Source organism: Achromobacter deleyi (assembly GCF_016127315.1).
Classification (GTDB): domain Bacteria; phylum Pseudomonadota; class Gammaproteobacteria; order Burkholderiales; family Burkholderiaceae_B; genus Achromobacter; species Achromobacter insuavis_A.
Genome location: NZ_CP065997.1, coordinates 3,642,042 through 3,668,480 on the forward strand (window position 1 = coordinate 3,642,042; position 26,439 = coordinate 3,668,480).

The following is a 26,439-nucleotide window of genomic DNA, read 5'->3' on the forward strand; positions in this document are numbered from 1 at the left end:
AGCGCGCCAGGCGCGCCGACCTACTTCTGGATGTCCTGCCGCTGGCGCTGATAGCTGTCGTACGACGTGGAGGACGCCGAGCCCATGCAGCGTTGGCGTTCCTGCGTGTCGGCGATCCTGCCGCATTCATTGCGTTGCCAGGCCTGGCCGGAATCGTAAGCCTGCCGCGACGAGCAGGCGGAGGTAAGCGTGGCGGCGGCCACGCACGCGAGCATCAGGGTGTAGCGCATGCGGTTCTCCCGGGAATGCGCTGAGTGTACATTCGCTTATTCGCACGGACACCATGAGCCGCATCGAGATCAGACTTGCCTGCCTGGACGACGCCGCGCGCGTCGCGCCGGGGGCGCGCAAGAGCGGCGCTGGCCGCGCCTTGCTGCGGCAGGCCGAGGCGCATGCCCGCGCCCGCGCCCGCGCCCGCGCCCGCGCCCGCGCCCGCGCCCGCGCCAGCGCCAGCGGCTATGCCCGCATGGACCTGACCACCGCCCGGACCAACCTGCCGGCGCAGGCCTTGTATGAATCGCTGGGCTGGGAACAGGATCCGGCGTTCCTCACCTACAACCGCCACCTGGCGGCGTAGGCGGTTCCTGGCCAGCATTGCCGGCCCGGGCCGGGCCTTACCAGACGCGGTACACGCGGCCGGTCTGCGCGCCCTCGACGCTGCGGCTGTAGGCCAGCGCGACGCGTTGGGCGGGCGCGGCTTCGAAGCCGGAGAAGTAGGGGCCGTAGCCTTCCCACGATTCCTGCAGCACGGTCGGGCTGACCGAGTTGATGCGCGCGCTTTGCAGTTCCACCGCCGCGCCGCGCACGAAACCATCGATCGCCGAGTTGACGGCCGACGCGTTGGCGCCGAAGCGGATCGGCTCGTCGCTGACGATGCCGCTGGTCAGCGTGATCGAGCCGCCCTGGTTCAGGTAGTGCTGGCCGATCAGCGCCAGATCGACCTGGCCCAGCAGCTTGTCGTGCAGGCCGATCTTGAACTGTTCAGCCGTCATTTCCGCCAGCGGGCCGAAGTGCAGCGTGCCGGCGGTGGAGACGATGGCGTCGACCTTGCCGATGCGTTCGAACAGGCCGCGGATGCTGTCGCTGCGGGTGATGTCGACCTGGTATTGGCCCTGGGTCTTGCCGACGGCGATGATCTCGTGGCGCTGGCCCAGTTCGTGGGCGACGGCGCGGCCGATGGTGCCGCTGGCGCCGATAAGTGCGATTTTCATGGGGACTCCTGGATTTGATGGGGGCGCGGCATGGACGCCAGCGCATGAAAGCATTCTGCGATTTCCATTCCTGTGGAAAAATCCGGGAATGGTTGGAACACTTCATACCCAGGGTGCGTAATTCATGGATCGTCTGCTCAGCATGGAAGTCTTCGTGGCAGTGGTCGAGCTGGGCAGCCTGACGGCGGCGGCCACGCGCCATGAGATGTCCGCCGCCATGGCGGCCAAGCACATCAAGGGCCTGGAGGCGCGCCTGGGGCTGCGGTTGATGAACCGCACCACGCGGCGCCAGAGCCTGACCGAGGCGGGCCAGGCGTATTACGCGCGCTGCAAGGAGATCCTGGCCGACATCCGCGACGCGGAGCAGGGCGCCGAGGCGTTGCGCGTGGCGCCGCGCGGCAACTTGCGCATCACGTCGACGGTCTCGTTCGGTTCGTTCGCGCTGGCGCCGGCGATCGCCGACTACCTGGATCGCTATCCGGACGTCAGCGTCGAACTGGCCTTGAGCGATGCGGTCGAGGACCTGGTGGCCTCGCGCTACGACCTGGCGGTGCGCATCGGCGAGCCGCGCGATTCCGGCCTGGTGGCGCGCGCCATCGGCCGCTACCAGATGATCATCTGCGCCGCGCCGGCCTACCTGGCGCGCCATGGCACGCCCGAGACGCCGGCCGACCTGGCGCGGCACCAGTGCCTGGACTTTTCGTACTGGAGCCGCCGCACGGGCTGGCGGCTGGCGGACGGCGAGGGCGCGCAGGCCGACTATCCGCCGACCAGCCGCTTCGTTTCGAACAACGGCCAGGCGCTCAGGCAGGCGGCGCTGGCCGGCTTCGGCATCGTGCTGCAGCCCGAGCTGCTGCTGGCCGAAGACGTGCGCACCGGCAAGCTGACGCCGATCCTGCAGCCGTACTGGCCGGACGCGCGGCCGGTCTCGCTGCTGTATCCGAAGGACAGGCAGGCGTTGCCCAAGCTCACGACGTTCGTGGAGTTCGTCGTGGCGCGGTTCACGGGGAAGGGCGGGCGGCGCTGAGCGGCTTCAGCCGCGTCGTCGGTCCACCGCCGTCAGGCACAGGCCGGTCTTGAGCAGCTGGTAGACCTGGCCGCCGAGCCAGGCGACCTTTTCGCCCGAGCTGGTGCGGCAGACGCAGTGCGCCTTTGGGTCGAAGCGGGATGTGCCGAGTGCGGAGTAGGCGTCGGGGTCCGACACGAAGCGTTCGATGCGATACAACGTGCCGTCGGGGGCCGTGGCCAGTACATCGGTCAATCGTCTTGCGGTTCCGAGCATTTCAGGTACCTCCCCATGCGCGGCCATTCTTACGCGGCGCCAAAGTTGCTCGAACATCTCCATCGTTCAGGCTCAGGCGGCCCGCATCAATGGAAATGCCCTCCTAACGATGAATCATCGAGCTGGTCGGGCGTGACTCCCAGCGCTGCCGAGATGCGGTCCAGGATGATCTGGCGCGGTCGCGGACGCGGCCTTTCCAATTCGATGTAGATGGAGTGATCCACTCCCAGGCGGGCAGCCATGTCAGCGGTGCTGATGTTCAGGTGCTCGCGCCAGGCGCGTATCAGGCTCCAATCGTTGCCGGTTTTTAGTCTTGCCACAGCTGATGGTACGACGTTTTTTCGCGCCGCGTGCGATTCTTGCGCGGCAGCGGGACGGCAGGCATCGCGCACCGTGTTGCGGGCCTTGGCGTTCTTGCGTGCCTCGGCATTGGGGGGCGCGGCGCCGGGCTCGGCGGTGAAGATGATCCCGCCGTTGGCCTGGCGGTACAGATTGCCGCCGATCCAGGCCAGGGCTTCACCATTGTCGAGCATGCATTCGCAATCCAGGTGGTAGTTGCTGGGAATGCTCTCGAGTTTGGCGATGGTTTCCGTGGTCGTGGCGTGCCGCACCACGCGGTGGAGGACACCGTCGGGCGAGCGCACGAACACGTCGGGAAGTCTCCAGGAAAACGGAATGATGATCTCCATGGCTGCAATGGTTCGCTACCACTGTATCCCTCTGCGTGCGCGATGGAATTTGGGGTTTCCCCTGCATCGCGGACGTTTGTCCATGGTAGTCCTGATTCACTCAAAACATCTTCACAAATCTTCACGCGGCAGCCGGCTTTGGCGCGCTGGCGAGCCCGCAAAATGGCGGATTCGAGGCCAGGGTTGCCGTGATGTTTTCTGTTGGAGCGGGCGCCTTGCGGACCGCGCCGACCGCGCCGCGCGGCCGCGCGCTGGCAGGGTGGGCCGCGGGCCTGTCGTGCGCCTTTCATGTGTTGGCCGCCAGCCTGTTGTGGCGGGCCGCGAGCGAGCGCGAAGCGCCGCCGAGACCGGCGCCGATCCGCCAGGACGATTTCTTCGTGACGTTGTTGTCGCCCGAGCCCGCGCCGCGGCCTTCCGCGCCATCGGCGACCTCCGCCGCGGCGCCGCCGATCGCGCCGCCTTCGTCCACATCCGCCGAGTCCGCCAAGCCGTCTTCGCCCGTGTTGCCGAAGTCGTCCGCGCCGTCCCCTTCCGAGCCTGCGAAGCCCTCCGCGCCGCGTCAGGCGCCGCCCGCCAAGATACCCGCGGCCAATGCGCCCGTGGCCAATGCGCCGGCGGTGGTGCGCCCGCCGCCCGCGGCCGCCGGCGCCGCATCGCCCGCCGCGCCGCCACGCGATTTTCGCTGGCGTGGCGAGGATGCCGCGGCGCAAGGCCTGCCGCGCGCGCGTGGCGAGGCGAGGGTGGACCTGGCGCCCAAGGCGCGGGCCGAACCGTCGGCGCTGGCCAAGGGCATCGCGCAAAGCGCGCGGCCGCCCTGCCGCGACGCGCATGCTCATCTGGGGTTGTTGGCCTTGCCGTTCCTGCTGGCCGACACGGTGCGTGACGACGGCTGCAAATGGTGAGGGGGGGCCGCGCGTCGCGGCGTTGCCGGCTGGACTCAGAAGCCGGCGGCTGCCAGCAATCGCGGCATGACGTCGGCGGCTGCGCCGCGCAGGTTGAAGTCGGCGTGCGCGTCGAGCGGCGTGGGCGCCGGGTTGACCTGCACCACGGTCGCGCCGCCGCGCGCGGCGCGCAGCGGCAGTTCCGCCGCGGGATACACCAGCGCCGAGGTGCCGATGCTGAAGAACAGGTCGCAATCACCGCACGCCTGCTGCGCGGCGCGCCAGGCGTCGGTCGGCAGGCTTTCACCGAACCAGACCACGCCTGGCCGTATCGGCGCGCCGCATTCGACGCAGGCGGGCGGCGTGATCGCGCGCTCTTCGGCGGGCGCGTCGCGGCCGTCGTCCGGGGCGCGCGGCGCGAAGCTGGCGGCGTGTCCGCAGGCGCTGCAGCGCGGCGCGTGCAGGCTGCCATGCAGGTGGATCACGGCGTCGCTGCCGGCGCGTTCATGCAGGTTGTCGACGTTCTGGGTGACCAGGGTCAGCGCGGGGATTCGCCGCGCCAGCGCCGCGATGGCGCGGTGGGCCGCGTTCGGCTCGGCGCGCGCGACCTGCGCGCGGCGCCATTCATACCAGCCCCAGACCAGGTCCGGCTGGGCCGCGAAGGCCTCCGGCGTGGCCAGGGCGCGGGCGTCGAAGCGCGCCCACAATCCGGTGAGCGGATCGCGGAAGGTGGCGATGCCGCTTTCGGCGGACACGCCGGCGCCGGTGAAGACGGTCACGCGCCGGGCGCGCGCCAGCTGGTCGGCGAGCGCGGGCGCAATGGTGGGAATCTGGGTTGCCATGCGGGGAATGCGGTGAAGGGCGGGTTCGATACGCTGCACGCGTGGCCCCCGGGCTGTCAAGCGCGCCACGGCGCGCGGACGGGGCATTGCGGCACGCATCCCAAATGATGGATACTGGATAGTAAAGTTGGGATGTTCAATGGCATGGCCCGAGCGGCCGCGCCCGATCCGGAGAGATGCAATGCCCGAAGCCACCGCCGGCCTGGACCGGCTGCGCCATTTCATTGCCACCGCGACCCGCCTGGCCACGCCCGACGGGCTGGCGCAGTCGCCCGAACTGCAGGCCGCCTTCGCTGCGCTGATCGCGCACGACGACTGGCTGCCCGAGGCCTGTACCGCGCCGCATCCCCAGTACTACCAGCAGTACCTGCTGCATTGCGATCCGCTAGAACGCTTCTCGATCGTCAGCTTCGTGTGGGGCCCGGGCCAGCAGACGCCGGTGCACGACCACGAGGTGTGGGGCTATGTCGGCATGCTGCGCGGCGCCGAGGTCAACCAGCGCTACACGCGCGGCGCCGATGGCCGGCTGGCGCCGCGGGGCGAGCCGGAGACCCTGCATCCGGGCGACGTCGAACGCCTGTCGCCGCAGGAGGGCGACATCCACCGCGTGTCCAATGCCTTCGAGGACAAGGTCTCGATCAGCGTGCACATGTACGGCGGCAACATCGGCGCGGTGTCGCGCCATGTCTACGACCCGGTCACGGGCCAGGCCAAGCCGTTCGTGTCGGGCTATTCGGCGCCCAGCGTGCCCAACCTGTGGGACCGTTCGGCGGCGGTGCGCGCGGCCCTGCCCGCCCCGGGCCACTGAGGCCTGTTCGCCGGGCGCGGCCCGTGCTATGTTCGCGTCCTAAATATTGGGAAAACCAAAAAAATGGACAAGACACTGCTCAAGGGGTTGATGGTGTTGGAGGCGGTCACGGACGTGGACAATCCGCCCCGCACCATCGATGCGCTGGCCGCCCGGGTCGGGCTGACGCGCAGCAATACCCACCGCACCCTGCAAACGCTGATCCACGCCGGCTACGTCGTGCGCGACGAGGATGGCGGCGGCTATCGCGGCGCGGTGCGCCTGTTCGAGCTGGCCGCGCGGCAACTCGCGCAGCTCGATCTGCGCCGACTGGCCGCGCCGTTCATGCGCACGCTGGCCGACCAGACCGGCGAGACCGTGCACCTGTCGGTGCTGGATGGCTTCGACGTGGTCTACGTCGACAAGATCGACAGCCCGCAGCCGATCCGCGCCTATTCCATGGTGGGCGGCCGCGCGCCGGCCTACGCGGTGGCCACCGGCAAGGCGCTGCTGGCCTACCAGGCCGAAGGCTATGTCGAGCGCTACGCCGACCGGCTGGCGCGGCATACGCCGGCCACGCTGGTGTCGATGCCGCTGCTCAAGGAAGAACTGCGCAAGGTGGCGCGCACCGGCTACGCGGTCAATCGCGGCGAATGGCGCGAGGGCGTGGGCGGTTTGGCGGTGGCGCTGTTCAACAGCCTGGACCAGCCGGTGGCGGCCATCGGCATCTCCGGCCCGCTCGATCGCCTGAGCGCGGCCCGCATGAAACAGCTGGCGCCGGACGTGGCCGCCTGTGCCCAGACCTTGTCGCAGGGCATGGGTTACCGCCGCGGGTTTCTCGGCCAATAACGGGGCCGGCCGAGCAGGGCTTGTGCTCTCATGAATCCTAAATCATGGGATTCGAGTTTCAATTAATGGTTTACCGAGGATTGCGCCCGGTGCTATGCTGGCCCGCGGCCTGGCGCCGCGTTTTCGCTTCGGGCAAAGACCGCGGCAGGCGACACGATGCCACGGTATCGCGCGCGGCCTCGGATTCTTTTCCTCATTCCAAATACTGAATTGGCATAACGAGAGGTCGACCATGACATCTGGTTCGGCATTGGCCGGCATCACCGTGCTCGAGATCTGCAACGTCGCCGCGGGGCCGTTCTGCGGCATGCTGCTGGCGGACATGGGCGCGGACGTGATCAAGCTGGAGAACCCGGAGGGCGGCGACACGCTGCGCAGCTGGCCGCCGCTGAGCCAGGGCTACAGCGAGAACTTCGCCTCGCTCAACCGCAACAAGCGCTCGGTCACGCTGAACCTGAAGGATCCGGCCGACCTGGCCCTGGCGCGCGAACTGGCCGCCAGCGTCGACGTGCTGATCGAGAACAACCGGCCCGGCGTGATGGACCGCCTGGGGCTGGGCTACGCGGCCTTGCGCGAGGCCAATCCGCGCCTGGTGTACTGCTCGATCTCGGCCTATGGCCAATCCGGTCCGCGCGCCCAGGAGGGCGGTTTCGACCTCACCATCCAGGCCATGAGCGGCCTGATGAGCGTCACCGGCGAGGCCGGCGGCGAACCGGTCAAGTGCGGCGTGCCGGTGGCGGACTTCTCGGCCGGCCTGTACGGCGCCTTCGCCATCGCCTCGGCGCTGCGCGCCGCCCAGGCCAGCGGCCAGGGCACGCATATCGACGTGCCGATGCTGGGCGCCACGCTCGGCATCGCGGCGCTGCAGACCTCGGAGTTCTTCGGCAGCGGGCGCGATCCGGTCAAGCTGGGTTCGGCCCACCCGCGCAACGCGCCGTACCAGGCGTTCCGCTGCAAGGGCGGCTATTTCGGCATGGCGGCCGGCAACAACGCGCTGTGGAAGGGCGTGTGCGCGACGGTGGGCCGCGAGGACCTGCTGGCCGATCCGCGCTTTACCGACACCAGCGCGCGCGCCCGCAACCAGGATGCGCTGCGCGAGATCCTCGAAGCGATCTTCGCGGCCGACGACGCGCCCACGTGGCTGGCGCGGTTCCGCGCGGCCGGCGTGCCGTGCGCGCCCATCAACACCTATTCCGAAGTGCTGGCGGATCCGCAGGTCGAGCACATGGGCTGGGTGCAGCCGCTGGAACTGCCCAACGGCGTGGCCACGCGCACCTTCGGCCTGCCGGTGCGCTTCGACGGCCAGACCACCGCGCTGCGGCGTCCGCCGCCCGCGCTGGGCCAGCACAACGACGAGGTGCTGGGACCGCTGCGCGGCAAGGGGCGGGGCGCATGAGCGCGGCGCTGCAGGTCGAGCGGCGCGGCGCCACGCAGGTGCTGACGTTGGCGCGCCCCGACAAGATGAACGCGCTGTCGGCCGAGCTGGTCGAAGCGTTGATCGCGGCGGTCGACGCGGCGCCGGCGCAGGGCGCCGAGGTCATCGTGCTGCGCGGCGCGGGCCGCAACTTCAGCGCCGGCTTCGATTTCGGCGATCTGGACGCGCAGAGCGAGGGCGACCTGCTGCTGCGCTTGGTGCGCATCGAGACGCTGCTGCAACGCGTGGCGGCCTCGCCCTGCCTGACGGTGGGGTTGGCGCACGGCCGCAATTTCGGCGCGGGCGTCGATCTGTTCGGCGCCTGCAAGTGGCGCGTCGGCGCGCCCGAGGCGAGCTTTCGCATGCCGGGCCTGAAATTCGGGCTGGTGCTGGGCACGCGCCGCTTCGCCGCGCTGGTGGGGGCCGAACGCGCCCGCGCCATCCTCGAACAGGCCAGTACGTTCGGCGCGGCCGAGGCCTACCGCGACGGCTTCGTCAGCCACGTGACGGCGCAGGAAGCCTGGCCCGAGGTCGAACGGCAGGCCGAGCAGGCCGCCGCCGCGCTGACCTGCGCGGCCCGCGCGCAGTTGTATGCGGCCCTGTCGGCCGAGCAGCCCGACACCGACCTGGCGCGGCTGGTGCGCTCGGCCGCCGAGCCCGGCCTGAAGGCGCGGGTGGCGGCGTACCTGCAGGCGCGCTGACGCCGCCGGCCCGGCCGGCGCGACGATAAGAACATCGAGGAGGCAGCATGGGTTCGGGATTCAATCAGGCAGACAAGCAGCGCTCGCTGGCCGAGCTGGCGGCGCTGGTGCCGGACGGCGCGTCGATCGCCCTGGGCGGCAGTTTCCTGCACCGGGGACCGTTCGCCTTCGTGCGTGAACTGATCCGGCAGGGGCGGCGCGACCTGGAACTGGTCAAGCAGTCGCCCGGCTATGACGTCGACATCCTGTGCCGCGCCGGCGCGCTGCGGCGCGTGCGCGCCGGCATCGTGGCGATGGAAGGCAATTTCGGCCTGGCGCCGTGGTATCGCAAGGCCATCGAGCGTGGCGAGGTCGAGCTTGAAGAGCATGCCTGCGCCAGCCTGACGGCGGGGCTGCGTGCCGCCGCCTACGGCGTGCCGTTCCAGCCTTGCGGCGGGCTGCATGGCAGCGCCCTGCCGGTGCTGAACGGCTGGCACTGCCTGGACGACCCCTATGGCAGCGGCGAGCGCACCTGGGTGATTCCGGCCGTGCGGCCGGACTTTGCCGTGATCCAGGCATCGGAGGTGGACGCGTGCGGCAATGTGCGGGTGCACGGCACGGCGCATTGGGACCGCATCATGTCGCGCGCCGCCGGCAGCGTGCTGGTGGTGGCCGAGAAACTGGTGGACAGCGCCGTGTTCGAGGCGCAGCCCGAGGCCACGCTGGTGCCGTACTTCATGGTGCAGGCATTCACGGTGCTGCCGCGCTCGGCCTGGCCCGGCTCGTGCTGGCCAGACTACGCCATCGACTATCCGGCGGTGGAGGCCTACATGGACAGGCAGGGCGATCTGGCGGCCCACCTGGCCGCGGCGCCCGAGGCGAAAGCGGGAGCGGCGCATGGCTGAGAAATGGTCGGGGTTTTCGTACATCGTCACCAACCTGGCGCGCTTCATTCGGCCCGACGAGATCACCTTCAGCGGCGTGAACTCGACCCTGCCGATGCTGGCCTGCCTGCTGGCCAAGCGCGCCTACGACTGGGACTACGTCTACATCAACGTGGCCGGCGGGGTCGATCCGCGGCCGTCCCACATTCCGCTATCCAGCTCCGATCCGGTGCTGGCTGAGCATTCGGCGTCGATCTTCGCCAACGAGGATTTCTACGACCTGTGCACGCGCGGCCGCATGGACCTGGCGTTCCTGGGGGCGGCGCAGATCGACGGCGCGGGCCGCGCCAACAACTCCTGCATCGGCGACTGGCATGCGCCCAAGGTGCGCCTGCCGGGCGGTGGCGGCGGGGCCGTGATGACGCCGACGGCGCGGCGCTGCTGCACCTGGCGCACCGAGCATTCGCGCCGCGTGTTCGTCGAACAGCTGGATTTCGTCACCTCGGGCGGCGGCTTCGCGGGCGTGGCGACGCCGATCGCGGTGTTCGTCAAGCGCGACGGCCGGCTGGCGTTGCAGTCGTGGCATCCCGAGTCCAGCCTGGCGCAAGTGCGCGAGCGCACCGGGTTCGACTTCGATGCCGACGGGGCGGGGCCGACGCCCTGGCCGACCGAGACCGAGCGGCGCGCCTTGCGCGCGCTGGATGAAGATGGGCAGTTCGAGCGCGACGCGGCGGTGACGCTGCGCTAGCGCCCGGGCGCGTCAGCGGCCGGCGCCGCCACGCAGGCGTGCCAGTTCGGCGGACAGTTCGGCGACCAGCGCCTGGGCGCGCGCCAGGGGATCGTGGCCGGCGGATTCGGCGGGCGCCGCGGCGGGGGCGGAAGCCGGCGGCGCGGGTTCGCGCAGGCGCGGTTGCACGCTTTCGTGGCCGACGCTGACGTCGACGTCGAACACCAGCTGCTCGGCGCGGTGCCAGGTGCTGAACCATTCCAGCGGCCGGCCGTGCTGGTCCATGCCCTGGCCTTCCAGCATCAGCAAGGGCGTGCCGGCGGCGGTCTGCAGCAGGCCGGCGAGCGCCGCGTCGGCGGCCACCGCGCGGATCTGGTTGCGGCCGGCGCCGGGATGCAGGCCGAAGCGCCGGGTCAGCACGCCGTGCAGCGAGGCGTCGGCCAGGTCGTCGGCGCGCAGGCCGGGCACCGCCGCGGCGGGCAGCCAGGTGCGCACGTAGGCCAGCGGCGCGTCGGCCACGTGGCGCAGCCGTTCCAGCAGCAGCAGGTCGGCGCTGCCGAAGAATTCGGCGACCGCGGCCGGCGGTTCGGCCGGCGCCAGGCCCAGCACGCGGGTCTTGAGCGCCACGCCGGATTGCGCGAACTGCTCGTACAGGCCGGTGGAACGCTGCACCAGCCGGCGATGCTCGCGCGGCGCGGCCACCACCGCCGGACGGCCGGCCTCGCGCTGGATCAGCCCTTCCGTCGCCAGCGCCGACAGCGCCTGCCGCACCACGCTGCGCGCCACGCCGAAGCGCTCGCACAAGGCAGCCTCGCTGGGCAGCAGCGCGCCGGCGCCGAGTTTGCGGGTACGGATATAACCGCGCAGCAGCGCCGCCACCTGGGCGTGCAGCGGCACGTCGCCGGAACGATCCAGCGCGGGCAAATCTTCAGCGTTGGCGGGCGCCATGCAATCAACCTCCTGTTTGGGCCCGCGCAGTTTCCCATACATGCGTCCAGCCCGGGGCCAGATGCGCGGCGCGCTCGGCGGCCAGGATCAGACTGTCTTCGCGGGCGATGCCCTGGCCCGCGATGTCGAACGCGGTGCCGTGATCGACCGATACGCGCACCACGGGCAGGCCGACGGTGATGTTAACGCCGTCGTCGCCGTAGACGGCCTTGAAGGGCGCGTGACCCTGGTCGTGGTAACAGGCGATCACGAACTGCCACTTGCCGCGCACGGCCTGCGGGAACAGCGCGTCGGCCGGGATCGGGCCGGCGGCCAGGATGCCGGCGGCATTGGCCTCGGCCACGGCGGGCGCCAGGATGTCGGCGTCTTCGGTGCCGAAGATGCCGTTCTCGCCGGCGTGCGGGTTCAGGCCCGACACCGCCACCGGACGGTCGCCGCGGCCCAGGGCCTTGGCGAACGAGCCGGCCAGGCGCAGCACCGCGCGCATGCGCGCCGGCGTCAGGTCCTCGATGGCCTGGCGCAGCGACACGTGGGTGGTGGCGTGGAAGATGTAGAGATCGCCGGCCGACAGCACCAGCGAGAAGGTCTTGACGCCGAATTCGTGCGCCAGCAGTTCGGTATGGCCGGGCCACTTGTGGCCGGCGGCGTGCATGGCGGCCTTGTTCAGCGGGGCGGTGACGATGCCGTCGACTTCACCGGCGCGCGCCAGGGCGCAGGCGGTGGTGACGAAACGCACCGAGCCGTCGCCGGCGGCGGCGCTGATCTCGCCCAGCTTGACGTCGGCCAGCGACGGGCCGGCCTGTAGCACTTCGATGGTGCCGGGGGTGTTGGTGGCTTCGGCGGGACGCTCGACGCGGCGCACGATGGCAGGATCGCCGCCCAGGCCGCGCACGGCGTTCACCATCACGTCGACGTCGCCGATCACGACCAGGCGCGCCTTCTGGCGCAGTTCGTCGTGGCCCATCAGCATCTTGGCCGTGATTTCCGGCCCGATGCCGGCCACGTCGCCGAGGGTGACCGCCAGCAGGGGCAGCTTGGGGGCGGGGGTTTGTGTCATCGCTTGAATCTCCTGTCGCGGATCGCGCGCACGGCGCGAACCAGTACGTCTTCGGTGCCAAAGCCGCCGGCCTTGGTCACCACGGGCAGGCCGTCGGCCGTGCCCCCGGTCAGCGTGCCCAGGGGCACGCCGCCCATCACTTCATCCACCAGGGCGATGCCGCCGGCGCCCAGCGCCAGCAGCACCTGGCGCGCGCCGTCGCCGCCGGTGGCGACCACGCCGGCCGCGCGGGTGGCGCCGATGGCCTGCGCGGCCAGCGAGCCCAGGCGTTGCGCCACGGTGTCGGAATCGAGTCCCGCGAGCTGGCCTGCGGGGGCCAGCAGCAGCAGGGGGGCGGCATCGGCCGCGCCGTCCTGCGCGTAGTCCCGCAGCAGCGGCTCGCTCCAGGCGCGCCAGGCGGCGTCATCGGCCAGGTCCGCCAGCGCGGGCGCCCAGGTGCGGGCGCCGGCGGCCTGCAGCGCCGCGGCCTGCGCGCGCGCGGCGCTGTGTTGCGAGGTCACGACCACCACGACCGGCGCGGTCTGGTCGGCGCCGGCCCAGACGCGGGCCAGCGGCACCGCCAGGCCGCCCGCGCCCACCGGCAGGGCGCGCCGGCCCAGCAGGCCGATGGCGCGCGCCAGCCGTTCCAGGTCGGCGTCGTCGCGGGCGTCCACCACCACGGTGGCGCCGGCCTGCGCGATGCGCGCAGCCAGCGCTTCGGGTGTTTCACCGGGCAAGGCCGCGACGTGGGCGCAGCCCAGCAGGGTCGGGATATGGCTCTCGGTCACGGGGGTGACCGGGTCGGTGGCGGCCGAGGTCGCCGTGACCGGCAGCCCGCTGACCATCAGCACGCCGTCTTCCACGGTGCGGCCGGTGGCGGGGAAGGCCGGGCACACCACCGCGATGGCATCGTCGCCCCAGGCCTCGCGGGCCGCGTCGATCTCGGCCTTGAAGGCGCCGCGCAGCGTCGAGTCCACTTTCTTGTACAGGCGCGCGACGCCGGCGGCGCGCAGCCGCTCGACGTTGCGCCGGATCTGCGCGCCGGCTTCGGGCGCGGGCAGGGCGCGGCTGTGGGTGGTGACGGCCAGCACGTCGACGTCGTCGGCGGCCGGCGCGGCCAGCGCCTCGTGCGCGCCGTCGATCGACAGGCGGGTGGTCCAGCCGGCCCGCACGAACTGCACGGCGGTGTCGCCGGAGCCGGTCAGGTCATCGGCGACGATGGCGATGGCGGGCGTCACAGGGCCTCCCCGCGGGCCTCGCGATAGCCGCCCGCGGGCGTTTCGTCGCTGGCTTCCACCGGCTTGAGCTCGCCGGCGCGCTTGAGGAAATACGAGGCCAGCACCGGCGCCAGGATCGAGCTGATCAGCACACATGCGGCCACTTGCGCGGTGGCCGTGGCCACGTATTGCTGGAAGTTGGGATCGGCGGCCGCGACCACGGCGGGCGTGGCGATGGCGTTGCCGGCGGTGGTGCCGGCCGCGAAGCCCAGGCCGCTCTTGCCGCCGCGGCGCAGGATCAGGCGATAGCCCAGGTAGACCAGGCCGCCGGTGATGGGGCTGATGATCAGGCCCAGGATCAGGCCGCTGACGCCGCCGCTGACGACCGCGCCCAGGTTGATGCCGGTGCCCAGGGCGAAGGCGAAGAACGGGATGACGATGTTGGGCACGGGCTTGAGCACGTCGCGCCACTTGGGATCGAGGTTGCCGACCACCACGCCCAGCAGGAACGGCACCAGCGCGGCGACCAGGGCGATCATGGGAATGTCGGCCAGGCCCGAGGCGCCCAGGAACAGCAGGCTGAAGAAGGGGCCGTCGTTGATGGCGCTGGCGACGTAGGCGCCGCGGTCGCGGGCATCGCCGTACTGGCCGGTGTACGCCAGCCACAGGCCGCCGTTGCTGTTGTCGAAGGCCGCCAGCATCGCCAGGATGGAGATGCCCAGCACGCCGTCCAGGCCGACATAGGCGCCGAGGATGATGATGAGGGTGGCGGGCACCAGCGTCTTCATCAGCAGGATGGTGCCGGCGGTGGCCAGGATCGGGCCGCCGGTGCGGGTGTTGACCTGGGTGCCGGTGGCGAAGATCAGCAGGGCGATCAGCGGCAGGGCGCTGTTCTTGAACAGGGCGGTGGTGAAGCCGCCGATGGCCAGCGCGTCGGGCGCGAAGGTGCCGATCAGCGAGCCCAGGATCAGCGGCACCAGCATCAGGCCGCCGGGGATTTTCTGCATCGTGCCAAAAAAGGGCGAGCGGGTGGTTTCGGTCGTCACTATCTCAGTCTCCAGGGGGATTTTCTCGCGGCGCAGACGTTCATGCGTGCGTCTGTCAGGGGGTTGAAAGCCGCCAGTGTACACCTGTACGTACAGCATGTACGTACAGGGTCTTCCCGTGTGGCGCCAGCGCGACGCCCGTCCGCCAGCTCAATCCAGCCCGACGAAACCGCCGGTCTGGTGGTTCCACAAGCGCGCGTACAGCCCGCCCTGGGCGATCAGGCTGGCGTGGGTGCCGGATTCGACGATACGGCCGCCGTCCAGCACCACCAGCCGGTCCATGCGGGCGATGGTGGACAGGCGGTGCGCGATGGCGATGACGGTCTTGCCCTGCATCAGGGCCTCCAGGCTTTCCTGGATCGCGGCCTCGACCTCGGAATCGAGCGCCGAAGTGGCTTCGTCCAGGATCAGGATGGGCGCGTCCTTGAGCAGCACGCGGGCGATGGCGATGCGCTGGCGCTGGCCGCCGGAGAGCTTGACGCCGCGCTCGCCGACGTGGGCGTCCAGGCCACGGCGGCCGTCGCCGTCGACCAGCGCGTCGATGAATTCGGCGGCGCGGGCGCGCTCGATGGCGTCGCGCACCTGTGCCTCGCTGGCGTCGGGCCGTCCGTACAGCAGGTTGTCGCGGATCGAGCGGTGCAGCAGCGAGGTGTCCTGGGTGACCACGCCGATCTGCGAGCGCAGGCTTTCCTGGGTGACGCCGGCGATGTCCTGGCCGTCGATCAGGATGCGGCCGCCTTCCACGTCATACAGGCGCAGCAGCACGTTGACCAGGGTCGACTTGCCGGCGCCGGACGGGCCGATCAGGCCGATCTTCTCGCCGGCGCGCACCGTCAGGTCCAGGTGCGGGATGATCTGGCGGCCGCTGCCGTAGTGGAACGACATGTCCTCGAAGCGCACCTCGCCGTGCGTGATGCGCAAGGGCACGGCGTCGGGCCGGTCGAGCACCTGGCGCGGCTGCGCGATGGTAGCCAGGCCGTCCTGCACCATGCCGACGTTTTCCGAGATGCCGTTCACTTCCCACATGATCCAGGCGGACATGTTGTTGATGCGGATCACCAGGCCCAGCGCCAGCGTGATCGCGCCCAGGCTGATGCTGCCGATACTCCACAGCCACAGCGCCAGGCCGGCGGTGCTGGCGATCAGCACGCCGTTGAGCGTGTTGATGGAGACGTCCATGGCGGTGATGACGCGAGTCGACAGGCGCTGCTTCTCGGTCTGTTCGGTCATGGCCTGGCGCGCGTAGTCCTCCTCGCGGCGCGCGTGGGCGAACAGCTTGAGCGTGGAGATGTTGGTGTAGCCGTCGACGATGCGGCCCATCAGCTTGGAGCGCGCTTCCGAGGCGATGACGGCGCGCGCCTGCATGCGCGGCACGAAGTACGCCAGCATGCAGCAGTAGAGGGCGATCCACAGCACCAGCGGGATCACCAGGCGCCAGTCGGCCTCGGCGAACAAATACAGCGCGCTGGCCGCGTACAGGATGACGTGCCACAGCGCGTCCACCGACTGCACCGCCGAATCGCGCAGCGAATAGCCGGTCTGCAGCACGCGGTTGGCGACGCGGCCGGCGAAGTCGTTGTGGAAGAACGCCAGGCCCTGGTTGAGCACGTAGCGGTGGTTCTGCCAGCGCACCAGCGTGGTCAGGCTGGGCGAGATGGTCTGGTGCGAGAGCAGGTCGTGCGCGGCGATCGACAGCGGCCGCAGCACCATCACCACGAACGCCATCCATACCAGCGTGTAGGCGTGCTCGCGGAAGAAGTCGGCCGGCGGGGTGTGCTGCGCCATGTCGACCAGGTCGGCCAGGAAGCTGAACAGCGCGACCTCCACCAGCGCGCCGGCCAGGCCCACCAGCAGCAGGACGGCGAAGATCGGCCAGACCTGCCGCAGGTAATAGGCGTAGAAGCGCAGTACGCGGCCCGGCGGGGTGATGTCGGGGGCGTCGCGGAACGGGTCGATCAGGCTTTCGAAGTAGCGGAAGACGGGATTCGAGGCAGCGGGTGGTTTGGCGCCGGGCATGGGAGGTCCATAGGAGGAGGCCGCCCAAGCGTATCAGGGTATCCCCTTAAAAATAAAGGGCCCGCGCGCCGTCAACCGTATTGCGCGCGCCGCGTCCCGCCCTCCCGGCGGCTGGCCTTTTCCGACACGATGTTGTCCTGCGCCATGCGCCGGCCGCGCTGTTCGATGCGGGTCAGCAGGTCGCGCAGCAGGGCGACTTCGGCGGCGTCCAGGTCCTGCACCAGCAGGTCGTTCAGGCGCAGCACTTCCGGCAGCAGGGCGCGGTAGCGGTCCAGGCCGTCGGCGGTGGCCTCGATGCGCACCACGCGCCGGTCGACGCTGTCGGGCAGGCGCCGCAGCCAGCCCTTTTCGCAAAGCGCGCCCAGGGTGCGCGAGGTGCGCGCCAGGTCGAGCTTGGCGGCGGCCGCCAGCTCGGCCGAGGTCATGATGCCGCCCTCGACCGCACAGGCCAGCAGGCGCCATTCGCGCCGGGTGATGCCGAAGCGGCCTTCGCACAGGCGCACGAAGACGGGGTTGGACTGCGCCCAGGCCTGGTACAGCTGGTACATCAGCATCCCGGCCAGGGGGTGTTCGACGGGGGGGTTCATATCGTTATGCCAAGTACTGGATTAGATCAAGCAATCTCCACGGCGCTACAGTCTTCTCGCCTATCCAGGCCGAGGCCCGGCATACAGAAACATAACCGACAGCGGGCCGTTGTCACCAGGGAGACTACCGTGCGTAATTGGATATCCTGCGCCGCGTTCGCGGCGCTTGCGGCGGCTTCGGCCATGCCCGCCTGTGCCCAGCAGGCGCCGCTGGACGGCGCCCTGACCATCGTGGTGGGCTATCCGCCGGGGGGCAGTTCCGACCGCATCGCGCGACTGGTGGCCGACCGCCTGAAGGACCGGCTGGGCGTCACCGTGGTGGTCGAGAACAAGACCGGCGCCGGCGGCCGCATCGCGGCCCAGGGCCTGCATGCCTTGGCCACGCGGCAGAACGTGCTGATGCTGGCCAATCCCGCGGTGATGGTGGTGGCGCCGCTGGTCTACGCCGAGCCCGGCTACGACGCTCGCCGCGATTTCCAGCCGGTGTCGCTCGTCAGCCGCTACAAGTTCGCGCTGGCGGTGGCGGCCAACTCGCCGATCCGCGACGTGGCGGGGCTGCGCCAGTGGCTGCGCGACAACCCGCGCCAGTTCTCGGTGGGCGTGCCGGCCACCGGCAGCCTGCCGCACTTCTTCGCGCTGATGCTGGGCCGCCAGATCGGCCAGGAGCCCGAGGTGGTGGGCTACCGCGGCTCGGCGCCGCTGATCTCCGAACTGATCGGCGGCGTGTTGCCGCAGGCGGTCGATACGCTCGACACGCTGCTGCCGCAGCACCGCGCCGGCAAGATCCGCATCCTGGCGACCTCGGGCGAGGCGCGCGATCCGCTGCTGACGGACGTGCCGACCTTCCGCGAGGCCGGCGTGGACCTGGCGGCCGACGGCTGGAACGCGTTCTTCGCCTCGTCGGCGATGGCGCCGGCCAAGGCCGTCCGGCTGGGCGAGGACATCGCCGCCGTGATGCGCGAGCCGGCCATGCAGCAGGCGGTGCGCGAGTCGTATCTGGAGCCGGTGACGGCGGATGCCGCCGCCACCGGGCGCGAGCTGGACGCCTACCGGGCCCAATGGGAACCGGCGGTGAAGGCCTCCGGCTTCACGGCCACGCAATAGGGCGGGCAACGATGAGCACGGTGCAGAATGTGTTGTTCATCATGGCCGACCAGCTGCGGGCGGACCACCTGAGCTGCTATGGCCATCCCTATTTGCAGACGCCCAGCCTGGACGCGCTGGCCGCGCGCGGCGCGCGTTTCGACCGGGCCTTCGTCAATTCCGGCGTGTGCGGCCCATCGCGCATGAGCTATTACACGGGGCGCTACCCCTCGCGCCACGGCGCCACCTGGAACCGGGTGCCGCTGTCGGTCAACGAGATCACGCTGGGGGAATACCTGGCGGGGCAGGGGCGCGACCTGGCGCTGGCGGGCAAGACCCACGTCATTCCCGACCGCGCCGGCATGGAACGCCTGTCGATCGACGGCGGCTCCGAGCTGGGCGCGTTGCTGTCGCGCGGCGGTTTCATCGAGGTCGACCGCTACGACGGCCACCACGAACCGGGCAAGGAAAGCGGCTACCCCGCCTTCCTGCGCAGCCAGGGCTACGACAGCGCCGACCCCTGGACCGACTACGTCATTGCCGGCGTCGATGCGCACGGCCGCGTGGCCAGCGGCTGGAACATGCGCAACGTGCACCTGCCGTCGCGGGTGGCCGAGCCGCATTCGGAAACCGCCTACATGACCGACCAGGCGCTGCGCTTCATGCAGCAGCGCGGCGGCCAGCCCTGGGTGCTGCACCTGAGCTACGTCAAGCCGCACTGGCCGTACATGGCGCCGGCGCCCTACCACCAGCGCTACACGGCCGACCAGTGCCTGCCGGTGCGCCGCAACCGCGAGGAACTGGCCGGCGCGCATCCGGTGGTGGCGGCCTACCGCCAGCACGAGGAAAGCGTCAGCTTTTCGACCGACGAGTGCGTGCGGGTGGTGCGCCCGGCCTACCAGGGCCTGATCCGGCAGCTCGACGACCACCTGGGGCGGCTGTTCGACTACATGGAAGGCGCGGGCCTGATGCGCAACACGCTGATCGTGTTCACGGCCGACCATGGCGACTTCCTCGGCGACCATTGGCTGGGCGAGAAGGAACTGTTCTACGACACCGTGCAGCGGGTGCCGTTCATCGTCATGGATCCGTCGGCGGCGGCCGACGCCACCCGCGGCCAGGCGCTGGCCGACATGGTGGAAAGCGTGGACCTGGTGCCGACGGTGCTGCGCGCGCTGGACGCGCCGCGGCCCTGGCACCGGCTGGAGGGGCGCGAGCTGCAGACCGTGCTGCATGGCCGGGGGGCGGACGAGCCCTGGCGCGACTGCGTGTTCTCGGAATTGGACTACAGCTTCCGCCAGGCGCGCATCCTGCGCGGCAAGACGCCGCAGAACGCGCGCGCCTGGTCGGTGCGCACCGATCGCTGGCGCTACGTGTACTGGCTGGACGAGCCCGAGCAGCTGTATGACCTGCAGGCCGACCCCGACGAGTTCCAGGACCTGGGCGCCAGCGCCGGCCACGCGACGGTGCGGGCGCAACTGCGCGAGCGGCTGTTCGACTGGATGCTGCGCGGCAAGCGCCGCACCACCATGAGCGACGCGGCGGTCGAGCAGGGCACCAACGCGCACAAGCGCGCCGGGGTGTTCTTCGGGCAATGGTGAGCGGCCAGGGACGCGCCGCGGGCGGCGGCAAGCGGGCCGCCGCCCGCCGCCGCGCCCGGGCCGGCGTCAGGCGCCGGCCGTGTCCTTCTGCGGCGTGGCGGGCGCCGGCTTGAGCTCGCGCCGCAGGATCTTGCCGACGTTGGTGCGCGGCAGGTCGTCGCGGAACTCGACGTAGCGCGGCACCTTGTAACCGGTCAGCAGGGTGCGGCAGTGCGCGATCAGCGTCTCGGCATCCAGGTTGGGATCCTTGCGGATGACGTACAGCTTGACCGCCTCGCCCGAGCGTTCGTCGGGCACGCCGATGGCGGCCACCTCGCGCACGCCGGGATGCAGCGCGGCGGCGTCCTCGACCTCGTTCGGATAGACGTTGAAGCCGGACACCAGGATCATGTCCTTCTTGCGGTCGATCAGGAACACGTAGCCGGTGTCGTCGACGTAGCCGATGTCGCCGGTGCGCAGGAAGCCGTCGGGCGTCATGACCAGCGCGGTCTCGTCGGGCCGGTTCCAGTAGCCGCGCGTCACCTGCGGGCCGCGCACGCAGATCTCGCCGCGTTCGCCCACGCCCACTTCGTGCCCGTCGTCGTCGCGGATCGACAGATCGGTGGACGGCACCGGCAGGCCGATCGAGCCGGTGAAGACCTGCACGTCGAGCGGATTGATGGTCACGGCCGGCGAGGTCTCCGTCAGGCCGTAGGCCTGCGCCAGCGCCCGGCCGGTGACGGCCAGCCAGCGCTCGGCCACGGCCCGCTGCACCGCCATGCCGCCGCCCATCGTCAGGCGCAGGCGCGAGAAATCCAGCTTGGCGAAGTCGGGATGGTTCAGCAGGGCGTTGAACAGCGTGTTGACGCCGGTGAAGGCGCTGAACGGCACCTTGCTCATTTCCTTGATCAGCCCGGGGATGTCGCGCGGGTTGATGATGAGCAGGTTGCTGGCGCCGATCTTCATGAAGGCCAGGCAGTTCGCCGTGAGCGCGAAGATATGGTAGAGCGGCAGCGCGGTGACGATGCACTCCTGGCCGTCCTTGACCAGCGGCTTGATCCAGGCGTGGGCCTGGGTCACGTTGGCGGCCAGGTTGCCGTGCGTCAGCATGGCGGCCTTGGCCACGCCGGTGGTGCCGCCGGTGTATTGCAGGCAGGCCAGGTCGTCCTGGGTCAGCGCGACCTCGTCGAACGGCGCGTCGCGTCCGGCGCGCAGCGCGTCGCGCAGACGCATGGCGCCGGGGATCGACCAGGCCGGCACCATGCGCTTGACGCGCTTGACCACGAAGTCGACCAGCCGGCCCTTGAGCGGACTGAGCAGTTCGCCGATGGAAGTCACCAGCACGCGCTCGATGGCGGTGCCGGGCAAGGCCTTCTGCACGGTGGCGGCGAAGTTGTCGGCCACCACGATGGCGCGCGCGCCCGAGTCGGCCAGCTGATGCTCGAGTTCGTGGGCGGTGTAGAGCGGGTTGCAGTTGACCACCACGCAGCCGGCCCGCAGCACGCCGAACAGGCACACCGGATACTGCAGCAGGTTGGGCATCATCAGCGCCACGCGGTCGCCCTTGCGCAGGCCGCTGGCGTGCAGCCAGGCGGCGAAGTCGCGCGTCAGGGCGTCGAGTTCGCCGTAGCTCAGGGTCTTGCCCATGCTGATGTACGCGGTCTTGTCCGCGAAACGCCGGCAGCTGTCGCGCGCGATCGAGGCCAGCGTGGTGGCGTCGTCCAGCTCGATCTCCGCGGGCACGCCCGGGGGGTAGCTCTTTTGCCAGATTCGTTCCATCTTCACGGGGTTCCCAGTAGGGCTTTTTTCAGGGAGGACTGCGCCGGGTTGTCGCCCAGCCAGACCCGCAGCAGGGCGCGCGCGAAGGCGGGGTCGTCGATGCGGCCACGCTGCTTGCCATTGTCGGTGATCGTGACGCCGCGGGCGTCGAAATCCAGGTCGATCACGTCGCCTTCGCGCGCCGAGCCGATTTCGGCCATCAGGGCGGACAGGCGATTGGCGTGCTGTTGCAGAGCGGCGTGCTCCTGCTTGTCGGTATTGTCGCGCAACCCTTCCTGCAGCGCCGCGTCCAGGCTCTTGCTGTCGACATCGCGCAAGAGTTGCAGCCGCATGCGGCGCGGTTCATCGCTGTCGATCAGGGCCTTGGCGTCCTGGCTCCTGGCGCTGGCATACAGCGCCGCCACGTAGACCTTGACGACGAACTTGGTGCGCAGGCCGGCGCCGTTGAGCTCCAGCGCATGGCCGCCCTCCGACATCTGCCCGGGGACGCGCACGCCGGCGACCTCGACGTCGGCGGCCAGCGCGGGGGCGGCCGCCAGGCTGGCGGCCAGGATCAGGCTCAGGGCGGCGGCACGCCCTCTGGGGATGAGGTCACGCATGGGTCTCCTCCAGTCGTTTTCTGTTTGTAGTACTTCTTGTCGGCGATGTAGATCGTGCGTTCCACGATGGCGTAGACGACGCCATCCTTGTCCTTCAATTCCACGGTGTAGGTCCGGGTGGTCTCGTGGCTGCGGGCCAGCGCGGCCCGTATGTCCGCGATTTCTCCCGGCGGCAGCCGGAAGTCCACATACAGCGTGGTGTAGGCCGGCTTGCGATAGCGGATGGACGCCGCCTTGTCCCACACGATGTGGTCCGCGCCCAGCGCGGCCATCAGCATGGTGGGGTGGGCGCCGTCGGTCACCGCGAACAGCGAGCCGCCGTACATGGATCCGACGATGTTGCGCGTGCGCCGCAGCAGCGGCAGCTTGATGCGGATGTGCTGGAAATCGTGCGACACGTGCAACACCCGGCCGCCGGTGGCGCGGAACGCCGGATGCAGGTTGAATCCCACCCGCATCAGGCGTGCGCGCCAGGCCGGCGACAGGCGTTTGAACCAATAGGGCTTCACGGCTTTTCTATCCGGCCTCGGTCACATGGCCTCGAACAGGCCCGCCGCGCCCATGCCGGTGCCGATGCACATCGTCACCAGGCCGTACTTGCCGCCGGTGCGGCGCAGGCCGTGCATCAGCGTGGCGGTGCGGATCGCGCCGGTGGCGCCCAGCGGGTGGCCCAGCGCGATGGCGCCGCCCAGCGGGTTGACCTTGGCCGGGTCGAGCTTGAGTTCGCGCATCACCGCCAGCGATTGCGCGGCGAAGGCTTCGTTCAGTTCGATCCAGTCCAGGTCGTCCTGGGCGATGCCGGCGCGCGCCAGCACCTTCGGGATGGCGGCCATGGGGCCGATGCCCATGATCTCGGGCGGCACGCCGGCCACGGCGAAGCTGACGAAGCGCGCCAGCGGGCTGAGGTTGAACTCGCGCAGCACGCGCTCGGACACCAGCACCACCGCGGCGGCGCCGTCGGACATCTGCGAGCTGTTGCCGGCGGTGACGCTGCCGCGGGCGGCGAACACCGGCTTCAGGCGCGCCAGGCCTTCGGCGCTGGAGTCGGGGCGCGGGCCTTCGTCGATCTCGACCAGGCGGCGGCTTTCGCGCACGTCGCCCTTGGCGCCGCCGGGCAGGCGCGTCACGACTTCGAACGGCGTGGTCTCGGCGCGGAAATGGCCGGCGGCGATGGCGGCGTTGGCCTTCTGCTGCGAGGCCAGCGCGAACGCGTCCTGGTCTTCGCGCGACACCTTCCATTGCTCGGCGACCTTTTCACCGGTCAGGCCCATGCCGAAGGCCATGCCGATGTTCTCGGGGTGCGAGAAGATGGCCGGGTTGAGCGACACCTTGTTGCCCATGATCTGCGGCATGGCGCTCATGGATTCGGTGCCCGAGCCGATCATGATGTCGGCTTCGCCGGTGCGGATGCGGGCGGCGGCGTCGGCCACCGCCTGCAGCCCCGAGGCGCAGAAGCGGTTGACGGTGACGCCGGCCACGCTCTGCGGCAGGCCGGCCAGCAACAGGCCGATGCGCGCCACGTTCATGCCCTGTTCGGCTTCCGGCATGGCGCAGCCGGTGATGACGTCGTCGATGCGGACCGGGTCCAGCCACGGCGTCTGCTTCAGCACGCCCTGCAATGCTGCCGCCAGCATGTCGTCGGGCCGGGTGGTGGCATACACCCCATTGCGCTTGCCCACCGGCAACCGCGTCGCCGCAACGATGTAGGCCTCTTGAATCTGCTTGCTCATATCAATTCCTCGTATCGATAACGATCACCCTCTAGGCACGCCACGGTCCCCCACCAGCGGGGCCGCGCGGATCCGGCTCCGCCGGTCCGCCGCCGGCGCCCCCCTGGGGGGGAGGCGCCGCAGGCGCTTCGGGGGGGGGGTCAATTCCGCAATGGCTTGCCGGTGTCGAGCGTGTGGCGGATGCGGGCCTGGGTCTCGGGCGTGCGCAGCAGCGCGACGAACTCCTTGCGTTCCACCGCCAGCAGCCATTCCTCGTCGACCTTGGCGCCCGTCTCGACCTCGCCGCCGCAAAGCGCCACGGCGGCGCTGCGGGCCACGCGGTAGTCGTGGGCGCTGATCATGCCGCCCTCGCGCATGTTGACCAGCACCATCTCGAAGTTGGCGATGCCGTTGCGGCCGGCCACGGGCACGCCCTGCAGCCGCGGCGGCGGCACGTAGCCGGCGGTGGCGGCGGCGCGCGCCTGGCCGATGGCCACGAACAGCAGCTCGCCCGGATGGAACAGCACGACGTCATGGGCGCGGGCGAAGCCCAGTTCGACGGCCTCGATGGCGCTCTTGGCGACCCGCGCCATGGCGATGGTCTGGAACACCGGCTGCAGGAACGGGAATACCTCGCCGGGTGTGGCGGTGGTGGCCGCCAGCGCCGCGGCGCGGCCGGCGAATTCCTTGCTGCCGCCGCCGGCCGGGATCAGGCCGACGCCAGCCTCGACCAGGCCGATGTAGCTTTCGAGCGCCAGCACGCGGTGCGAGGCGTGCATCAGGAATTCGCAGCCACCGCCCAGCGCCATGCCCTGCACGGCCGCCACGGTCGGGATCTGCGCGTACTTGAAGGCTTGCGAAGTGCGCTGGAATTTCTCGACGGTGGCTTCCAGCATGTCCCATTGGCCGGCGGCGCAGGCTTCCGAGACCTGCTGCAGGTTGGCGCCCACGGCGAACGGCGCGTCATGCCAGATCACCAGGCCGTCGAACTCGCGCTCGGCGCGGGCCACGGCCTGCAGGATGCCTTCCAGCACCTCGGCGCCCAGCGTGTGGTTCCTGGACGTGACCGACAGGATGGCGATGCCGGCGTCGACTTCGGGCAGGTTCCACAGGCGCACGCCTTCGTTTTCCCACACCGTGGTGCCGCGGTCGTCGGCGCCTTCGCCGAACACGCGCTCGGGGAACAGTTGGCGCTGGTAGACCGGCAGCGCCGAACGCGGGTGCAGCTTGCCGCTGCGCGCGGAATACGAGCCGGCGGGCGTGTGCACGCCCTGGCGGTCGGTTTCCAGGGCCCAGGCCGGCAGCGGCGCGTCGCTCATGGCGCGGCCGGCGGCGATGTCTTCGGCGACGGCGCGGGCGATGGCCTGCCAGCCGGCGGCCTGCCAGGTCTCGAACGGGCCCTGGGCCCAGCCGAAGCCCCAGCGCATGGCCAGGTCCAGGTCGCGGGCATTGTCGGCCACCTGGCCGAGCTGCACCGCGCTGTAGTGGAAGATGTCGCGGAACAGGCTCCACAGGAACTGGGCCTGTGGATGCTCGCTGGCGCGCAGCGCGGCGAAGCGCTTGGCCGGGTCGCGTTCCTTGAGCAGGGCGGCGACCTCGTCGGCCAGCTTGCCGGCGCTGGGGCGGTAGTCCTGCGCCTGCAGGTCCAGCACCTGGATCTCGCGGCCGGCCTTGCGGTAGACGCCGGCGCCGCTCTTCTGGCCCAGCGCGCCCTTGGAGATCAGGGCCGACAGCCAGGCGGGCAGCGTGAAATAGCGGTGCCAGGGATCATCCGGCAGGTTCTTGTCCATGGTGCCGACCACGTGGGCCAGCGTGTCCAGGCCGACCACGTCGGCGGTACGGTAGGTGGCGCTCTTGGGGCGGCCGATCTTCGGGCCGGTGAGGGCGTCGACCTCGTCGAAGCCCAGCCCCAGGCGCTGGGTGTGGTGCATAGCCGCCAGGATCGAGAACACGCCGATGCGGTTGGCGACGAAGTTGGGGGTGTCGAGCGCGCGGATCACGCCCTTGCCCAGCGTGGAGGTCAGCCAGGTCTCGAGCTGGTCCAGCACCGGCGCCTGGGTGTGCGAGGTGGCGATGATTTCCACCAGCCGCATGTAGCGCGGCGGATTGAAGAAGTGGATGCCGCAGAAGCGGTCGCGCAGCGCGGCCGGCAGGGCGTTGGCCAGCGCGTCGATCGACAGGCCGGAGGTGTTGGAGGCGATGATGGCGCCGGGGGCGACGTGCGGCGCGATGCGCTCGTACAGCGCCGTCTTCCAGTCCATGCGCTCGGCGATCGCTTCGATGATCAGGTCGCAGCCGCGCAGCTGTTCGATATGGTCGTCGTAGTTGGCCGGGGTGATCAGGGCCAGGCGGGCGGGGCTGGCCAGCGGCGCCGGCTCGAGCTTCTTCAGGCCGGCCAGCGCTTTCTTGACGATGCCGTCGCGGTCGCCTTCAGGCGCCGCGAGGTCGAACAGCGTGACGGGCACGCCGGCGTTGGCCAGATGGGCGGCGATCTGCGCGCCCATGACGCCGGCACCCAGCACGGCGACGTGTTTGACGACGAACTTGCTCAAGGAAGTCTCCTGAAAATGCGGGCGGAAGACGGGACCGGCCC

Annotated in this window: 28 protein-coding genes; 11 read left to right on the forward strand and 17 right to left on the reverse strand. The window is 70.4% G+C overall.

The window, feature by feature from the left end:
* Positions 1–20: 20 nt before the first annotated feature.
* Positions 21–230 (reverse strand): hypothetical protein, encoded by a 210-nt coding sequence (locus tag I6I07_RS16750; protein ID WP_198482927.1) that lies wholly within the window; start codon positions 228–230, stop codon positions 21–23.
* 53 nt (positions 231–283) lie between these two features.
* Between I6I07_RS16750 and I6I07_RS16755 the strand changes: the two genes are divergently transcribed.
* Positions 284–577, forward strand: coding sequence for a GNAT family N-acetyltransferase (locus I6I07_RS16755; RefSeq protein WP_198482928.1), 294 nt, complete (start codon positions 284–286; stop codon positions 575–577).
* Positions 578–614: 37 nt separating this feature from the next.
* Here the strand turns inward: I6I07_RS16755 and I6I07_RS16760 are convergent, their stop codons facing one another.
* The gene (locus tag I6I07_RS16760) at positions 615–1,211 is read right to left on the reverse strand and encodes a short chain dehydrogenase (RefSeq protein ID WP_198482929.1); all 597 of its coding nucleotides are present in this window, start codon (positions 1,209–1,211) and stop codon (positions 615–617) included.
* A gap of 124 nt (positions 1,212–1,335) precedes the next feature.
* Here I6I07_RS16760 and I6I07_RS16765 point away from each other — a divergent pair, with 124 nt between their 5' ends.
* Positions 1,336–2,238, forward strand: a complete 903-nt coding sequence (locus I6I07_RS16765; RefSeq protein ID WP_198482930.1) for a LysR family transcriptional regulator — start codon at positions 1,336–1,338, stop codon at positions 2,236–2,238.
* A 6-nt stretch (positions 2,239–2,244) separates the two neighbouring features.
* Here I6I07_RS16765 and I6I07_RS16770 read toward each other — a convergent pair whose 3' ends face one another.
* The 3 genes from I6I07_RS16770 to I6I07_RS16780 all read right to left on the reverse strand — a co-directional run bounded on the left by I6I07_RS16770 (position 2,245) and on the right by I6I07_RS16780 (position 3,669).
* The gene (locus I6I07_RS16770; RefSeq protein WP_006390337.1) at positions 2,245–2,472 is read right to left on the reverse strand and encodes a hypothetical protein; all 228 of its coding nucleotides are present in this window, start codon (positions 2,470–2,472) and stop codon (positions 2,245–2,247) included.
* 107 nt (positions 2,473–2,579) lie between these two features.
* Complete coding sequence (locus tag I6I07_RS16775; protein ID WP_198482931.1) at positions 2,580–3,182, reverse strand: helix-turn-helix domain-containing protein; 603 nt, start codon at positions 3,180–3,182, stop codon at positions 2,580–2,582.
* A 286-nt stretch (positions 3,183–3,468) separates the two neighbouring features.
* Complete coding sequence (locus tag I6I07_RS16780) at positions 3,469–3,669, reverse strand: hypothetical protein (protein WP_198482932.1); 201 nt, start codon at positions 3,667–3,669, stop codon at positions 3,469–3,471.
* Positions 3,670–3,781: 112 nt separating this feature from the next.
* Between I6I07_RS16780 and I6I07_RS16785 the strand changes: the two genes are divergently transcribed.
* Positions 3,782–4,084 carry a hypothetical protein gene (locus I6I07_RS16785; protein WP_198482933.1) on the forward strand — a complete coding sequence of 101 codons (303 nt, stop codon included), beginning with the start codon at positions 3,782–3,784 and terminating at the stop codon, positions 4,082–4,084.
* A 35-nt stretch (positions 4,085–4,119) separates the two neighbouring features.
* Here I6I07_RS16785 and I6I07_RS16790 read toward each other — a convergent pair whose 3' ends face one another.
* Positions 4,120–4,905, reverse strand: a complete 786-nt coding sequence (locus I6I07_RS16790; RefSeq protein WP_198482934.1) for an SIR2 family NAD-dependent protein deacylase — start codon at positions 4,903–4,905, stop codon at positions 4,120–4,122.
* A gap of 181 nt (positions 4,906–5,086) precedes the next feature.
* Between I6I07_RS16790 and I6I07_RS16795 the strand changes: the two genes are divergently transcribed.
* The 6 genes from I6I07_RS16795 to I6I07_RS16820 all read left to right on the forward strand — a co-directional run bounded on the left by I6I07_RS16795 (position 5,087) and on the right by I6I07_RS16820 (position 10,267).
* Positions 5,087–5,713 carry a cysteine dioxygenase gene (locus I6I07_RS16795; protein WP_198482935.1) on the forward strand — a complete coding sequence of 209 codons (627 nt, stop codon included), beginning with the start codon at positions 5,087–5,089 and terminating at the stop codon, positions 5,711–5,713.
* Between the two features lie 63 nt (positions 5,714–5,776).
* Positions 5,777–6,541, forward strand: a complete 765-nt coding sequence (locus I6I07_RS16800) for an IclR family transcriptional regulator (RefSeq protein ID WP_006390331.1) — start codon at positions 5,777–5,779, stop codon at positions 6,539–6,541.
* A gap of 232 nt (positions 6,542–6,773) precedes the next feature.
* Entirely contained in the window at positions 6,774–7,937 is a 1,164-nt protein-coding gene (locus I6I07_RS16805; RefSeq protein ID WP_198482936.1) for a CaiB/BaiF CoA transferase family protein, read from the forward strand.
* Complete coding sequence (locus I6I07_RS16810) at positions 7,934–8,656, forward strand: enoyl-CoA hydratase/isomerase family protein (protein ID WP_198482937.1); 723 nt, start codon at positions 7,934–7,936, stop codon at positions 8,654–8,656. Before I6I07_RS16805 ends, I6I07_RS16810 begins: the two co-directional genes overlap by 4 nt.
* Positions 8,657–8,703: 47 nt before the next feature.
* A complete protein-coding gene (locus I6I07_RS16815; protein ID WP_198482938.1) occupies positions 8,704–9,540 on the forward strand; it encodes a CoA transferase subunit A in 837 nt (278 codons plus the stop codon).
* Entirely contained in the window at positions 9,533–10,267 is a 735-nt protein-coding gene (locus I6I07_RS16820) for a CoA-transferase subunit beta (RefSeq protein WP_198482939.1), read from the forward strand. Before I6I07_RS16815 ends, I6I07_RS16820 begins: the two co-directional genes overlap by 8 nt.
* A gap of 12 nt (positions 10,268–10,279) precedes the next feature.
* On the opposite strand, the gene I6I07_RS16825 is transcribed toward I6I07_RS16820, so the two are convergent.
* The 6 genes from I6I07_RS16825 to I6I07_RS16850 all read right to left on the reverse strand — a co-directional run bounded on the left by I6I07_RS16825 (position 10,280) and on the right by I6I07_RS16850 (position 17,096).
* Positions 10,280–11,194, reverse strand: coding sequence for a GntR family transcriptional regulator (locus I6I07_RS16825; protein ID WP_198482940.1), 915 nt, complete (start codon positions 11,192–11,194; stop codon positions 10,280–10,282).
* A 4-nt stretch (positions 11,195–11,198) separates the two neighbouring features.
* On the reverse strand, positions 11,199–12,251 hold the full coding sequence (pdxA, locus tag I6I07_RS16830) for a 4-hydroxythreonine-4-phosphate dehydrogenase PdxA (RefSeq protein ID WP_198482941.1): 1,053 nt from the start codon (positions 12,249–12,251) through the stop codon (positions 11,199–11,201).
* Positions 12,248–13,468, reverse strand: coding sequence for a D-threonate kinase (gene dtnK / locus I6I07_RS16835; RefSeq protein ID WP_198482942.1), 1,221 nt, complete (start codon positions 13,466–13,468; stop codon positions 12,248–12,250). Before dtnK ends, pdxA begins: the two co-directional genes overlap by 4 nt.
* Positions 13,465–14,493 carry a 2-keto-3-deoxygluconate permease gene (locus I6I07_RS16840; protein ID WP_198482943.1) on the reverse strand — a complete coding sequence of 343 codons (1,029 nt, stop codon included), beginning with the start codon at positions 14,491–14,493 and terminating at the stop codon, positions 13,465–13,467. Before I6I07_RS16840 ends, dtnK begins: the two co-directional genes overlap by 4 nt.
* Before the next feature lie 150 nt (positions 14,494–14,643).
* Positions 14,644–16,509: an ABC transporter ATP-binding protein gene (locus I6I07_RS16845; protein ID WP_198482944.1), complete on the reverse strand. Its 1,866-nt coding sequence runs from the start codon at positions 16,507–16,509 to the stop codon at positions 14,644–14,646.
* Between the two features lie 71 nt (positions 16,510–16,580).
* Complete coding sequence (locus tag I6I07_RS16850; protein WP_198482945.1) at positions 16,581–17,096, reverse strand: MarR family winged helix-turn-helix transcriptional regulator; 516 nt, start codon at positions 17,094–17,096, stop codon at positions 16,581–16,583.
* Positions 17,097–17,279: 183 nt separating this feature from the next.
* Between I6I07_RS16850 and I6I07_RS16855 the strand changes: the two genes are divergently transcribed.
* Together I6I07_RS16855 and I6I07_RS16860 are read left to right on the forward strand one after the other, a co-directional pair.
* Positions 17,280–18,200 carry a Bug family tripartite tricarboxylate transporter substrate binding protein gene (locus tag I6I07_RS16855; RefSeq protein ID WP_232626122.1) on the forward strand — a complete coding sequence of 307 codons (921 nt, stop codon included), beginning with the start codon at positions 17,280–17,282 and terminating at the stop codon, positions 18,198–18,200.
* A gap of 11 nt (positions 18,201–18,211) precedes the next feature.
* On the forward strand, positions 18,212–19,780 hold the full coding sequence (locus I6I07_RS16860) for a sulfatase-like hydrolase/transferase (RefSeq protein ID WP_198482947.1): 1,569 nt from the start codon (positions 18,212–18,214) through the stop codon (positions 19,778–19,780).
* Positions 19,781–19,846: 66 nt separating this feature from the next.
* On the opposite strand, the gene I6I07_RS16865 is transcribed toward I6I07_RS16860, so the two are convergent.
* From I6I07_RS16865 to I6I07_RS16885, 5 genes are all read right to left on the reverse strand, one after another.
* A complete protein-coding gene (locus I6I07_RS16865) occupies positions 19,847–21,538 on the reverse strand; it encodes an AMP-binding protein (RefSeq protein WP_198482948.1) in 1,692 nt (563 codons plus the stop codon).
* A 2-nt stretch (positions 21,539–21,540) separates the two neighbouring features.
* A complete protein-coding gene (locus I6I07_RS16870; protein ID WP_198482949.1) occupies positions 21,541–22,137 on the reverse strand; it encodes a chalcone isomerase family protein in 597 nt (198 codons plus the stop codon).
* On the reverse strand, positions 22,098–22,646 hold the full coding sequence (locus I6I07_RS16875) for a DUF4442 domain-containing protein (RefSeq protein WP_198482950.1): 549 nt from the start codon (positions 22,644–22,646) through the stop codon (positions 22,098–22,100). Before I6I07_RS16875 ends, I6I07_RS16870 begins: the two co-directional genes overlap by 40 nt.
* A 21-nt stretch (positions 22,647–22,667) precedes the next feature.
* Positions 22,668–23,867, reverse strand: a complete 1,200-nt coding sequence (locus I6I07_RS16880) for an acetyl-CoA C-acyltransferase (protein WP_198482951.1) — start codon at positions 23,865–23,867, stop codon at positions 22,668–22,670.
* Positions 23,868–24,007: 140 nt separating this feature from the next.
* The gene (locus I6I07_RS16885) at positions 24,008–26,398 is read right to left on the reverse strand and encodes a 3-hydroxyacyl-CoA dehydrogenase/enoyl-CoA hydratase family protein (protein WP_198482952.1); all 2,391 of its coding nucleotides are present in this window, start codon (positions 26,396–26,398) and stop codon (positions 24,008–24,010) included.
* Between the last annotated feature and the right edge of the window lie 41 nt (positions 26,399–26,439).